Source organism: Propionispira raffinosivorans DSM 20765 (assembly GCF_000381065.1).
In the GTDB taxonomy this organism is placed as follows: Bacteria; Bacillota; Negativicutes; order Selenomonadales; family Selenomonadaceae; genus Propionispira; species Propionispira raffinosivorans.
In genome coordinates, this window is sequence record NZ_KB905842.1 from 35,681 (window position 1) to 49,263 (window position 13,583).

Here is a 13,583-nt window from a genome sequence, read left to right on the forward strand (position 1 = left end):
CAATCGAAAGAAAAAATTATTATTATGGATGGGAGATTACGATGAATTATAATCGTCTTGGGAAAACAGTTTTGAATTATCGGAAAAAAGGAATGACAATTTGTGAGTTTTTAGATTTTGCAGGAATAAGTACATTTCTCATAAGCCAGATTGAGAGGGGGCAGTAAAGTGGAAAAAAATATAATCAGACTTGTACAAGAAGCAGATACCGAAGAAATTTTGAACATATATGAGCCTTATGTAAAAGAAACAGCGATAACTTTTGAATGTGAAACTCCTTCGATTGATGAATTCAGAAATCGTATTAAGGAAATATCAGAGGACTATCCTTATATAGTTTACTTGTCAAACGGAAAAATTATTGGATATGCATATGCACATAAACAAATGGAACGAGCAGCATACCAGTGGAATGCTGAGTTGTCGGTTTATATTGATCAATCTCACCTGCGTTGTGGAATTGGCAAAACACTGTACAGTGTCCTTATCGAAATATTGAAGTTACAAAATGTCAGAAATATTTATGGTGGAGTTACATTTCCGAATGAAAACAGTGAAAGATTGCATCAATATTTCGGGTTTAGCAAATTAGGCGTATATCATAATACGGGATACAAATGTGAAGAATGGCATGATGTTATGTGGTTTGAAAAGACGATTGGAGATTATAATCTCGAACCTGGGCCGTTCATGTCAATTAAAGAAATTGACACGAACATAATTACGAAAATTTTACGGTTATAATAACATGTTTCAATATATTTAACTGCCAAAATAAACCACCGGCTTAGCCGGCGGAATCGACGGTTTTAATCAGACATTCGTTTTTACATAGGATAATGGTTTGCAATTTTGAATGAAGTGGGAGTAATGTCCGTAAGATGTATCGTTGGTAATGGCATCCGTCTTTTTATTAGAAAAAACAAAATATATATTCTGCTTTTATATAGATTTGATGATAAATTGTGATATACTGAATGACAGTTGTATAGAATCGTATTATATTTTTTGCTGTAACGCATTTTTTTACGTTACGGCTTTTATTTTTAGGTGATATTAATTTTAAGGGGATTTTTATGAGTAAACGAGGAATTTTTATAGTAACAATGGGACTCTTATTATCAAATGCTATGGCAGGTTTGGATGGAACAATAATCAATACAGCTTTGCCATCAATTATAAGTGATTTACATGGTATTCAATATATCGGTTGGATTATAGCTGCTTTTTTGTTAGGAATGGCAGTGGCAACTCCTCTTTGGAGTAAACTTGGTGAACGAATTGGGAATAAAAAAGCCTATCAGATAGCCACCTTATTATTTGTTCTTGGGTCAATATTTCAAGCATTGTCCAATGACATTACTTTTTTTGTAATTGCAAGGGCCATTATGGGAATCGGTGCAGGTGGAATGAATGCGCTACCATTTATTATTTATGCAGATTTATACACAAACTTAAGAAAACGAAGTGAAGTCATTGGGTATGCTACGGCAAGCTTTAGTGCAGCGTCAATCATTGGCCCATTGCTAGGAGGCTGGATCGTAGATTCTTTTAGCTGGCACTGGGTGTTTTATATTAATATTCCTATCGCATTGTTTTCAATTTTGAGTATTCAAATTTTTTTCAAAGAACCCGTACGCATTGCTACAGGTAAAAAAATAGATTCTTTAGGCGCTTTTTTGATGATATCCGCGTTGGTTTCACTTTTAACTGGAATTCAAATGATTGGGACAGGTTCACCTGTGCTTGTTGTTGCATTGATGCTTACTGGTCTGCTTTTGTTGGTCGTGTTATTAAAAGTTGAAAAGGAAGCTGCAGATCCTATAATTCCTAACAGACTTTTTAAAAATGTCCCATTAGTAATTGATTTTTTAATGTTTGCTCTTCTATGGGGGGCCTTTATTGCTTTTAACATCTATATACCAATGTGGGCACAAGGGCTATTGGGACTTAGTGCTTTAATAGGGGGAGTAACTCAAATTCCCGGTGCTATTACAAATTTTATAGGTTCTGTGATCGGGGCCAGAATACAAGGGCAGTTAGGTAAATACCGTATGGTTACTTCTGGAACCTTAGCTTTTTTAATTTCTTTTTTTTGCATGGTATTCGCTGGGGCTGATATACCATTTTGGTTTCTATTGATAGTTGGCGCATTTGAAGGTCTTGGATTAGGTTTATGTTTTAATATTTTGCAAATTAGTGTGCAGCAAGATGCTGAAAAAAGAGATATTCCTATTGCAACGTCATTTGCATTTTTATTACGGATTTTAAGTCAAACGTTTATGTCCGCTATCTATGGAGTGGTTTTAAATCATGCCTTAATGAGAGGTGTTGCAGAATCTAATGGAGAAATTTCTATTGCTATGTTGAATAAGTTGAGCAATTCGCAGAATATGACAGAATTGCCTGCAGCTTTGTTACCTGAAATGAGACAAATTATGTATGGCGGGTTGCATCATATTATGTTGATTGCACTGATTTTATTGATTATAGCCTTTATCTTTAACCTTGGAATGCAATCTAAAATGAAGCAAAGGAGAACAATTTAATGACTTTATACATCGCGTATTTTTTATGCGAGTAAAAAATAGTGGATAACATGGACAGCTTGAAACAGAATCTTTTGAGCTAAAGTAAAATTAAAATTTTATAGTAAATATATTTCTTGACCTGAAGTGTACTCCGTAGAGTAGGATAAAGTATTAGAAAAATCTTATTTTGATGGGGAGTTGGGTTATCATCTATAGGTCTTGGCTGTACGGGATTGAACAAACCACGCCCATTGCTGTTCATTGCTGGCAAAGAAGCTCATTCATTGGAATTTAGCGAAGATGCATATGCAAAAGCAGCTGAACCGAAAGAGCTGTACAGTATTCCGAATGCAGGACACGCAGATCTCTATGATCGTACGGATCTCATTCCGTTTGCTAAACTCACAGATTTTTTCAGTAAATACTTGAAATAAAAGCAGCATGAGGTTATTGTAGTACCTTGTTATTTTTGTGACACTATAACTTAATCGTCATTCTTCTGTATTGTAAATACGGTAGAGTGACGATTTTTTTATGTAGAAAATTTTTGTGCCAGCAAAAGACCTTCTATCATTTTGTGGTAGGAGGTCTTTTTGTGTTTAAATTTAAAAAAATTCAAGTGGTTGATTTTTTTTGTAAATTTTGTAATTTTTCGATAATAGTTGTTGTGTTTTTATTTGTTTTAACAATGACGAAAATAGTGTTGTTGCCAGCTAGTGTTCCAATGATTTCGGGCCATTCGACATAGTCAATCAAACAAGCAACTGCTTCTGCTGCACCGGGAATTGTGTGGATAACGATGATGTTTTCGCTAAAGTTCATGGATAAAATGGAATCTTGAAATATACGCAGTCTTCCTTTGACATAGGCATTATGGGCTGGATCTGGTTTGCTTACATAACGATATCGTCCATCGCCGAGAGGGACTTTCATAATCATCAAACGATTGATATCACGAGAAATAGTAGCTTGGGTTACATCGAATCCTTCTTGATGCAGTGCATCTAACAGTTCATCTTGCGTATTGATTTCTTGCGTGGCAATAATTTGTTTAATTTTTTCAAGCCGTACATTTTTCATAAAATCACGCTCTTTCTGTTCTGCAAAAGTTGATATAAATTAAACGGAATTTCTTCTAATCATATATCCAATATTATATATTCGTCAATAAAATTATATACCATCTAAGGTATATAATACTATAGTAGTTTATCTGAATATTAAAAATAAATAAAATGAATATTTAGAAATTATATTTTAGATAAATACTAATAATTAATATAACCATTGGTTTTAAAGTGAATATTATGCAATGATACATTGATTTTTATTCTTTTGTATTATTTTACTGCTCAAAAATATTGATTTTTTATTTGACAAAACCCTTTCTGTTTAATATACTTCAATTGTAGTCACTACCTTGGTGGTTACCTATTACGGTGAACCATTAATAGCAAAGTGGCAGGAGTAAAAAATTTTATGAAAGGGAGTGTTTTTGGTGGTTTAAATAAACATTATCGATTTTTATTAGAGATCCTAAGTTGTTTGGGACGATAGCTTGCCACTGGTTCATAGTTTAGCGTTTCTTTTTTGGCTGGCTGTAAAGAAAATTCAAAATGTTCCAAACTGCTAGGCATTAGAGGAGGGGCAAACTATGGAAAATGCACTTTTGAAAAAAACTTTAAATGAATCACCAGCAGCATATGCAGTACATAACGTATTGAATGTTACATCTGAAATCGGGCAATTAAAGACGGTTTTGCTGCATAGACCGGGTCAGGAAATTGAAAATTTAACACCGGAACTTTTAGAAAGATTATTGTTTGACGATATTCCTTATCTAAAAGTGGCACGTGAAGAACATGATTATTTTGCAAATGTTTTAAGAGAAAATGGAGTGAAGGTTCTTTATCTTGAAACACTTGCGGCAGAAGCTATTAAAGATCAAGGCGTAAAGACACAATTTATTAGCCAGTTTATTGATGAGGCTTCAGTTGAGAGTGAAAGTTTAAAAGAAGCATTGACAGAATATTTTAACAGCTTTTCCAATCAAGATTTAATTAATAAGATGATGGCGGGCATTCGGCGTGAAGAGTTGAGAGATTTTCATCGCATATCGCTTTATGACCAAGTTAATAATTTATATCCGTTTATTTGTGATCCAATGCCAAACTTGTATTTTACGCGGGATCCATTCGCTACTGTTGGAAATGGTATTACGATGAATCATATGCGAACACAAACAAGGAATCGTGAGACTATTTTTGCCAAATATATCTTTAAAAATCATTTGCAATTCAAAGATGCTCAAATTCCATTTTGGTTTGACCGTGAGGAAGATACTTCATTAGAAGGCGGCGATGTCTTAGTTTTAAGTGATACGACCCTGGCAATTGGAATTTCGCAGCGAACCGATGCGGCTTCGGTAGAGAAGGTTTGCCGAAGGTTGTTTCAAAATAATTCTAAGTTTGAAACAGTACTTGCTTTCCATATTCCATCGTCTAGAGCTTTTATGCATTTGGATACAGTGTTTACGATGGTTGATTACGATAAATTTACAATACACTCTGAAATTGAAGGACCGTTAACAGTTTATGAAATGACAAAACATAATGGTAAAAATGGACTAAAAATTAAGATAGAAAAACAAGATATGAAATTAGAAGATATTCTTAAAAAACATTTAGGCAGAGATATTACTCTTATTCGCTGTGGTAATGGCGATAAAATTGCTGGAGCAAGAGAACAGTGGAATGATGGGGCCAATACACTTGCAATTGCCCCTGGTGAAGTGGTTGTTTATTCGAGAAATCATGTTACGAATAAAGTACTTTCCGAAGAATATGGTGTCAAACTTCACATTATTCCTTCATCTGAATTATCTAGAGGCAGAGGCGGTCCAAGATGCATGAGCATGCCGCTTTATCGTGAAAATTTGTAAATTATTTTAATAAAAGGAGATCCTAAAAATGAGCTTTAATTTAAGAAATCGCAGCTTTTTAACACTAATGGACTTTACACCAAAAGAAATTCAATACATGCTTGATTTGGCAAGAGACTTAAAGAGAGCAAAATATGCGGGAATAGAACAACAAAAATTACAAGGTAAAAAAATTGTTATTCTCTTTGAAAAAGATTCAACGCGTACAAGATGTTCTTTTGAAGTAGGGGCTTATGATCAAGGTGCATTACTTACGTACCTAGGGCCGACCGGCAGTCAAATTGGCAAAAAAGAATCCATTGCAGATACAGCTCGTGTTTTAGGACGTATGTATGATGGTATTGAATATCGAGGCTTTGATCAATCAATTGTTGAAGATCTAGCTAAATATTCAGGTGTACCAGTATGGAATGGTTTAACTGATGCAGATCATCCAACACAAGTTTTAGCAGATTTCTTAACGGCTCAGGAACATCTAAATAAACCATATGAAAAAATGGTATTTGCTTTTCTTGGAGATGGCAGAAATAATGTTGCGAATGCGTTGATGATTGGTTCCGCTAAAATGGGATTGGATTTCCGTATTGTTGCACCGAAAGAATTATGGCCAGATGAAGCTTTGCTTACAAAATGCAATGAAGTAGCTGCCGAAACAGGCGCTAAAATTACAGTGACTTCTGATATTGCTGCCGGTGTTAAAAATGCAGATGTTTTATATACGGATGTTTGGGTATCCATGGGGGAACCTGATGAGGTATGGGGGGCGCGAATTAAGCTTCTTGAACCATATAGAATTACAGCACAAATGATCAAAATGACAAAAAATGACAAAGTTATATTTGAACATTGTCTGCCAGCTTTCCATAATACAAAAACAAAAGTTGGTAAACAGATTTTTGAAAAATTCGGCTTAACTGAAATGGAAGTTACGGATGAAGTATTTGAAGGTAAACATTCGGTTGTGTTTGATGAAGCGGAAAATAGAATGCATACGATTAAGGCAATTATGGTTGCTACATTAGGCGCATAAGATTCCGTACTTTATTTAAAACTCAGTCATGCAACTACGGCATGACTGAGTAAATCATATATGAATCTCACAGTGGTATTCGCTAGGCTAAGAGCAATTTATGATCCATTATGAATTACATCAACAGTTTTTTAGAGACATTCCGTTGATTTTGTTGTTTATTATGGTAGATAAATTCATAAGACAAATGAAACAGTAGAGCTGTTTTCACTTTGGCAATTAATTTCTTGTGAGGTTCATCTCATCATAAATATAACAAAATAAAATGATAAGGGAGATGCTCTCTTTGGCAAAAGATAATAAATTAGGTATATTCGCGTTAGGTGCAATGGTTGTAGGTTCAATGATCGGTGGCGGTGCGTTTGCGCTGCCAGCGGATATGGCAAAAGGTGCCGATGCAGGTGCAATTCTGATCGGTTGGTTAATTACAGGTATTGGAATGATTGCGTTAGCACTTGTGTATCAGACGCTTTCGTTAAGAAAACCTGAATTGAGCGGTGGAATTTATAGTTATGCCAAAGCAGGTTTTGGTGATTATGTAGGTTTTATTTCAGCATGGGGTTATTGGTTCAGTGGATTGCTTGGTAACGTATCCTACGCAGTTATGTTATTTGGTGCTCTCGGCTATTTCTTTCCGATTTTTGGTTCAGGAAATAATATCGTTTCGATTATTTGTGCATCCGCTCTTATTTGGGGATTGCAGATTTTAATTTTGCGAGGGGTTAAAGAAGCAGCATTTATTAATGTGCTTACAACTATTGCGAAATTAGTACCGATTTTTCTATTTATTATTGTTTGCATTGTATTTTTTAAAGTCGACACGTTTTCTTTTGATATTTGGGGTGCAGCGACTCCGACTTTGGGCGGTGTTGTTGATCAGGTCAAAAGTACAATGCTTGTCACCTTATGGGTGTTCATTGGTATAGAAGGTGCCGTTGTTTTTTCGGGACGGGCGCGGAATAAACAAGATGTTGGCAAAGCAACGGTCATCGGTTTGATTGGAACGTTATTGATATATGTTTTAATCTCAGTTCTTTCATTGGGGGTTATGACACAAGGGGAACTCGCACAGCAGGCGACACCATCGATGGCATATGTCCTTGAAGCTCTTGTTGGTGAAGTGGGCGCGGCTATCATCAATGCAGGTCTTGTAGTTTCTCTATTTGGGGCACTTTTAGGCTGGTCCCTATTATCAGCCGAAGTACCGTTTGTTGCTGCTAAAGACGGCGTGTTTCCCAAAATGTTTGCTAAAGAAAATAAAAATGGAGCCCCAATTGTTTCTTTAACGATCACGAATATTTTAGTGCAGATCTCACTGCTCTTAACTTTGTTTGCCAGTAGTACGTATCAGGCCCTTTATTCTATTGCTAGTTCAGCTATTTTGGTACCTTATTTATTAAGTGCTTTATATGGTCTTAAACTGGCAATTACGAAAGAGACATATGATGTGAATCCTCAAGGACATACAAAAGATTTGTTTTTAGGTACATTATCTACTATTTATGCAACTTGGCTGGTATATGCGGCAGGCTTACAATATCTTTTACTCATTACGATCCTTTACGCAGTCGGGGTTATTGTTTTTGTAAAAGCAAAAAAAGAAAAAGAACAGAAAATTTTCAAGGAATATGAAGCGGTACTGGCACTGCTATTTGTGGTTTTTGGTGTTGTTGCACTAGGGTTAATGTCTACTGGTTCATTGGGATAGTAGAAAAAGTGTTTATATTCAGGAAATTAATATACCGAAAAAGGAGGCAGATAATTATGCGAGCAATTATAGCACTGGGGGGAAATGCTTTGCAAGCGAAAGGATTTCCGGCTACAGCAGAATGTCAATTACAAACTATCAAAGATACAGCAATTTATTTAGCTAATATGATTGAAAGTGATGTCCAGATTGTGATTGTACATGGGAATGGTCCACAAGTAGGTCGACTGGTTGTGCAAAATGAATGTGCAAAAAATTTAACGCCGGCTATGCCCTTCGATGTTTGCGGTGCAATGAGTCAGGGCATGATAGGATATCATATTCAACAGGCATTAGGTGAAGAATTGCATAAGCGCCATATTGATAAATCGGTAATTACACTTATTACACAAACTATTGTTGATAAAAATGATGAAGGTTTTCAAAATCCAACCAAACCAATCGGTCCATATTATAATGAAACGGAAGCGAATACCTTACGGGAAGAAAAAGGGTATTCGATGATGGAAGATTCTGGACGTGGCTATCGACGTGTAGTGGCTTCGCCAAATCCTTTGAAAATTGTTGAAATTGATACAATTAAAAAATTGGTGAATGATGGTGCAATCGTAATTTCCACTGGTGGGGGTGGAATTCCTGTTATTGAATTAGCAGATGAAACTTTAGAAGGTGTGACGGCAGTTATTGATAAAGACTTGGCTTCAGCAAAGCTGGCTGACGAACTGCAAGCCGATCAACTTGTTATATTAACAGCTGTTGATAATGTTGCCATTAATTTTGGTAAATCAAATCAAAAAAACTTGGATAGTTTGACAGTAAAAGAAGCACAACAATATATGAAAGAAGGCCAGTTCGGAACAGGCAGTATGCTTCCAAAAATACAGGCAGCAATCAATTTTGTTACAGCTAATCCAGGGAAAAAAGCAGTAGTTGCATCATTGAAAAATGCAAAAGATGCATTACGTGGCTGCTCTGGTACGGTTATTGTAGCTTGAGTAAAAAGTCGAAGTTTGAATGACTATACTGTTTAAAACCAAATATATATTATATAATGAAGTAACTCGGTATTTTATCTGATACCGAGTTACTTTTTTTGTTGTGCACCGACATGCGTGAAAATCAGTTGTTTATACGTAATTCACGTTAGGTTGTCTCACGAATTCAGATGTTTCTAGATTTTTTTATGTAGGCATTATTTTTGATTATGATCATCTTTTGCAATTACTAATATTTATACATTATGGCGCACGTTTTACTGTACCTGATCAAAACAGATATCATCATTGCTATGCTGAATTTACGGATTTGTATAATGTCAGGTATTATATCGTATAGTGAGGTATATGTAAAAGCATTTCGCTTTTTAATATATGTAATATTTATACGCTTTTAATTGCATTTTTTTTCAGAAAATCATATAATTATATAATATATAACACGTGTGTTGATTATCCCCCAATAATGACACACTAGGTACTATTTATATAAAGTCGTAAATTTACGGATTACGAAAGCAAGAACATTCACATAATTACGTAGTATATGCAATCTTTTTGTTAAGAATCTACAGCTATAATGAATGTATTCTTTTGAAGCAGCTATAAATACTTTGATGGTAAAATATAGTTACTCAACAAGCGTGAATATATATGTTATATTTTGGTGTTGTATTTATAAAATCAAAATAGAACGGTTAATGAGCTTGTTAATTTTAATACAGAGAGAAGTTTTAGGATGAATGATAAACAAATAAATGTGGTTAACGAATTAATGAAAGTTGGTCTTACAAAGTATGAGGCTACGGTATATGTGACATTGTTAGAAAATCCAAGCATTACTGCATATGAAATTAGTAAAAGATCTAATGTTCCACAGTCGAAAATTTATTCTACAGTAAAGGCGCTTATGGGCAAAAATTTCATTAATTTAATTGATCAAATGTCACCAAAAAAGTATGTTGCTATTCCGTTAGAGGATCTTTTGGAAAATTATAAAAAAGAAACAGATTCGCGAATTAAATATATCAAAGAAAATGCAAAAAATATGAATACGGGCAGAGAGTATGATTATTTTTTACATTTTTATGGTACGGATAAGATTTTTGCTAAACTTCGCGAAATGATTCAAAATGCTGAGAAAAGCATCTATTTAGATATTTGGGCAGAAGATTATGAACTGCTTTATAGTGATCTGGAAGCTGCTGAGAAACGTGGCGTTACTATTGTTTGTGTTGCTTATGGTCCAGTGCATAAAGAATTGGGGAAAATGTATTATCATGAGATGCCAGGAATGGAAGAAGATGCCTCGAAAAATGGGCGCTGGCTATCACTGGTGGTAGACTATTCACAGTGTTTGTTCGCTATTTTAAAGAGTTTGGATAGTTGTGGAGTCTGGACACAGAACAAGGCATTTATGCTTGTTACAGAATGTTTTATTACACATGATATTTTAATTGCAGAAATTTACGGGAAATTTAGACCAATGCTAAATGAAGCCTTTGGACCTAATCTTGAAAAAATAAGAGAAAACCTGCATATTGGATGATATTTGTATTTTTAATGCCGTCCCGACTGACTTGTGTCAAGGTGACGGCATTTTTGATGTGATTTTTAGGTGCTATTTAATTTTTTTATGTTGACTTTGACACAGGAGTTTAGGATTGTCAATAGAATAACAAGGCTATGGTGTCAAATTACACTATAAAAAAAGGGAGTGAAACTATAATGGATTTGGGATTGAGTGACAAACCGGTTTTAGTCATGGGTTCAAGTGCTGGTTTAGGTAAGGCGGCTGCCTTGGAATTTTGTAAAGAAGGCGCAAAGGTTATGTTGTTTAGTACCAGTGAAGAAAAACTAAAAGCTGCTCAACTAGACATAAAAAAAGTAACCGGTTGCGAGCCAGCTTATACTGTAGGTGATATAACGGTTGCAGCGGATATTAAAAGAGTGGTTAAAAATACAGTTGAACAATTTGGACCTATTTATGCACTCGTGAATAACGCGGGCGGGCCACCTGCTGGTACGTTTGACAATTTTACAGACGACATGTGGCAGAAGGCGTATGAGTTGAATCTCTTATCGTATATTCGTACAATCCGTGAAGTCTTGCCGATTATGCGTAAAGCAGGGCGTGGACGCATAATCAATTATACGTCCTCATCAGTAAAGCAGGTTTTGGATAATTTAATTCTTTCGAATACCTTTCGTATGGGCGTTTTGGGGCTTACGAAAACTTTGTCACAAGAGCTTGGTGGTGAAAATATTTTGATTAATGTTATGGGACCAGGAAGAATTAAAACGGAACGGATTGAAAAGCTTGATACTATTCAGGCGCAAAAAGCAAAGATTACACTGGAAGAAGTTTATAATAAATCTATTAAAACGATTCCATTGAGACGCTACGGTCAGCCGGAAGAATATGCAAAAATGACAGTATTCCTGTGTTCAGCGGCAAATACTTACATTACAGGTCAAACAGTTCTCGTGGATGGCGGATTAACCAAAACATATTAATCTAGTAAATAAATGAACAGATCAAATGAAGACTTTAAAGTCTGGAAACGTAGGGAAGGTAGTGATTAAATCGGCAGAATTATTGAAGAATGTGTATAATGAAAATTTTTTATTGGACTTTGGTAGTAAGATTCAATCGGTTTATAGTAGTTTTGACACTAGGAGATTTATTGCGTCTGTGATGGACGAAAGCTGGGCGGAGCTTTCACTAAAAGCCCGAATGCGACGGATTTCTCAAACTTTGGGGGAGTATTTGCCTAGTCGATATGAAACTGCATTGGATATTTTGTTTGCAATTAACGATACCTGCACAGGTCTTCCCTATTTAATTTTTCCAGACTTTATAAAAATATATGGTCAGGCAGAAAATCATTGGACCCTTTCAATGAAAGCACTCGAGAACTTTACCCAGCAATCATCATCCGAATTTGCTATACGGTCTTTTATCTCGGCTGATCCGGAACGAGCAATGCAGCAAATGACAATATGGGCGCAGCATCCCAATGAGCATGTGCGGCGATTAGCCAGTGAAGGCTGTCGCCCGCGGCTTCCTTGGGGAGAAGCTCTAACTATATTTAAGAAAAAACCGCAACCAGTATTATCTGTTTTAGAACTTTTAAAGGCAGATCCAGTGCTTTATGTACGCAAAAGTGTAGCGAATAATCTCAACGATATTGTCAAAGACAATCCTGAACTTGTACTCGAAACCGTAAGGCGTTGGCAGGGGAAAAATACCGATACGGACTGGATTATACGACAGGGATGTCGTACCTTAATTAAACAAGCCAATGCCGAGGCTATGGAGTTATTTGGTTACACGAAGTTCACAAATGAAAGTGGATTTATCACAGATGCATCTTTGTCGATAGCAAGATCTGTAATAGCAGTAGGTGAAAGTTGCGAACTTCAATATAGACTGAACATAAGGGCAGGGGCGGTTGTGCATATTCGTCTTGGGTATGGGATTGATTTCGTTAAGGCAAAGGGACAAACATCTCGCAAAATATTTTTTTTGTCTGATAAAATAGTACTTGGTGGTACGCATATTACGGGAAAACGGAAACATAACTGGTCTGATCTGACGACTCGCCGACACTATACAGGAGACCATCGGATTGTCCTTTTGGTGAATGGGCAAGAAGTTGCTCATTCTGTAATTAAACTTGTAATGTGACAAACTAAAATTAAAAAAGGGTTGACGTTCTGATAAAGAATTGTTAACATGTTAGTTAGCAATAACTAACATGGCTGGGGGTTACTATACAAATGGAAAACGTGTCCACTAGGGAAAAAATTCTTGCCGCTGCAACGGCATTGATTGCAGATAAAGGTTTCAAAGAAACAACAACCAGGGATATTGCAGCGGCAAGCAGTGTGAGTGAGATGTCTGTTTTTCGGCACTTTGGTTCTAAAAAAGCGATTCTTCTGGCGATTATCCAGCATTATTCTTTTGAATATCCTATCGAAAATGGACTTAAAGAGCAGCTGACCTGGGAAGTGGAGCATGATATACTATTGCTCGCAAAAATGCAGTATGAATTCAATCTGAAAAATGAAAAAGCAATTTTAATTCGTTTCAAGGAAAGTCGCAAGCTGGTTGAGTATGGCATTGACGTAAAGGAAAATCCGACTCGGCTTAAGAATTTTTTAATAGAGTATTTCGACGAAATGTGTCGACGTGGTAAAATCATCAAAGAGGATAACGAAAAGCTTGCTATTCATTTCATGAGCTTCAATTTTGGACTGTTCTGTAATAAAATGATGGATGTATATGGCCCCATTACTTCGGTGTCGAAGGAAGAAGAAATCTACTTTGGCGCCCAGTGTTTTGCACGTGGGATTGCACTATTGTCTTGATCTT

The 13,583-nt window shown here is 35.8% G+C and carries 12 protein-coding genes; 11 read left to right on the forward strand and 1 reads right to left on the reverse strand.

Annotated features, from left to right (window positions below):
* Positions 1-168 precede the first annotated feature (168 nt).
* From F606_RS0104150 to F606_RS20545, 3 genes are all read left to right on the forward strand, one after another.
* Positions 169-744: a GNAT family N-acetyltransferase gene (locus tag F606_RS0104150; RefSeq protein ID WP_019552613.1), complete on the forward strand. Its 576-nt coding sequence runs from the start codon at positions 169-171 to the stop codon at positions 742-744.
* Between the two features lie 332 nt (positions 745-1,076).
* Positions 1,077-2,549, forward strand: a complete 1,473-nt coding sequence (locus F606_RS0104155) for an MFS transporter (protein WP_019552614.1) — start codon at positions 1,077-1,079, stop codon at positions 2,547-2,549.
* Between the two features lie 215 nt (positions 2,550-2,764).
* Complete coding sequence (locus tag F606_RS20545) at positions 2,765-2,965, forward strand: alpha/beta hydrolase (protein WP_019552615.1); 201 nt, start codon at positions 2,765-2,767, stop codon at positions 2,963-2,965.
* Positions 2,966-3,146: 181 nt separating this feature from the next.
* Here the strand turns inward: F606_RS20545 and argR are convergent, their stop codons facing one another.
* On the reverse strand, positions 3,147-3,611 hold the full coding sequence (gene argR, locus F606_RS0104165) for an arginine repressor (RefSeq protein WP_019552616.1): 465 nt from the start codon (positions 3,609-3,611) through the stop codon (positions 3,147-3,149).
* Positions 3,612-4,185: 574 nt separating this feature from the next.
* On the opposite strand from argR, the gene arcA reads away from it, so the two are divergent.
* From arcA to F606_RS0104205, 8 genes are all read left to right on the forward strand, one after another.
* Positions 4,186-5,472, forward strand: a complete 1,287-nt coding sequence (gene arcA, locus F606_RS0104170) for an arginine deiminase (protein WP_019552617.1) — start codon at positions 4,186-4,188, stop codon at positions 5,470-5,472.
* 28 nt (positions 5,473-5,500) lie between these two features.
* The gene (argF, locus tag F606_RS0104175) at positions 5,501-6,502 is read left to right on the forward strand and encodes an ornithine carbamoyltransferase (RefSeq protein WP_019552618.1); all 1,002 of its coding nucleotides are present in this window, start codon (positions 5,501-5,503) and stop codon (positions 6,500-6,502) included.
* Between the two features lie 277 nt (positions 6,503-6,779).
* Positions 6,780-8,210: an arginine-ornithine antiporter gene (gene arcD, locus F606_RS0104180; protein WP_211210032.1), complete on the forward strand. Its 1,431-nt coding sequence runs from the start codon at positions 6,780-6,782 to the stop codon at positions 8,208-8,210.
* Positions 8,211-8,266: 56 nt separating this feature from the next.
* Entirely contained in the window at positions 8,267-9,205 is a 939-nt protein-coding gene (arcC, locus tag F606_RS0104185; RefSeq protein ID WP_019552620.1) for a carbamate kinase, read from the forward strand.
* A 739-nt stretch (positions 9,206-9,944) separates the two neighbouring features.
* Complete coding sequence (locus F606_RS0104190) at positions 9,945-10,754, forward strand: TrmB family transcriptional regulator (protein WP_019552621.1); 810 nt, start codon at positions 9,945-9,947, stop codon at positions 10,752-10,754.
* Between the two features lie 179 nt (positions 10,755-10,933).
* Positions 10,934-11,722, forward strand: a complete 789-nt coding sequence (locus F606_RS0104195; RefSeq protein WP_019552622.1) for an SDR family oxidoreductase — start codon at positions 10,934-10,936, stop codon at positions 11,720-11,722.
* A gap of 25 nt (positions 11,723-11,747) precedes the next feature.
* Entirely contained in the window at positions 11,748-12,896 is a 1,149-nt protein-coding gene (locus F606_RS0104200) for a DNA alkylation repair protein (protein WP_051083317.1), read from the forward strand.
* Between the two features lie 92 nt (positions 12,897-12,988).
* A complete protein-coding gene (locus F606_RS0104205; protein WP_019552624.1) occupies positions 12,989-13,579 on the forward strand; it encodes a TetR/AcrR family transcriptional regulator in 591 nt (196 codons plus the stop codon).
* Positions 13,580-13,583 lie beyond the last annotated feature (4 nt).

Bases quoted from the DNA above. Each gene is read 5' to 3' on its own strand.
- arcA (WP_019552617.1), top strand. From the start codon at position 4,186: ATGGAAAATGCACTTTTGAAAAAAACTTTAAATGAATCACCAGCAGCA.
- F606_RS0104200 (WP_051083317.1), top strand. From the start codon at position 11,748: ATGAAGACTTTAAAGTCTGGAAACGTAGGGAAGGTAGTGATTAAATCG.
- F606_RS0104190 (WP_019552621.1), top strand. From the start codon at position 9,945: ATGAATGATAAACAAATAAATGTGGTTAACGAATTAATGAAAGTTGGT.
- F606_RS0104195 (WP_019552622.1), top strand. From the start codon at position 10,934: ATGGATTTGGGATTGAGTGACAAACCGGTTTTAGTCATGGGTTCAAGT.
- argR (WP_019552616.1), bottom strand. From the start codon at position 3,611: ATGAAAAATGTACGGCTTGAAAAAATTAAACAAATTATTGCCACGCAA.
- arcC (WP_019552620.1), top strand. From the start codon at position 8,267: ATGCGAGCAATTATAGCACTGGGGGGAAATGCTTTGCAAGCGAAAGGA.
- F606_RS0104155 (WP_019552614.1), top strand. From the start codon at position 1,077: ATGAGTAAACGAGGAATTTTTATAGTAACAATGGGACTCTTATTATCA.
- F606_RS0104205 (WP_019552624.1), top strand. From the start codon at position 12,989: ATGGAAAACGTGTCCACTAGGGAAAAAATTCTTGCCGCTGCAACGGCA.
- argF (WP_019552618.1), top strand. From the start codon at position 5,501: ATGAGCTTTAATTTAAGAAATCGCAGCTTTTTAACACTAATGGACTTT.
- arcD (WP_211210032.1), top strand. From the start codon at position 6,780: ATGCTCTCTTTGGCAAAAGATAATAAATTAGGTATATTCGCGTTAGGT.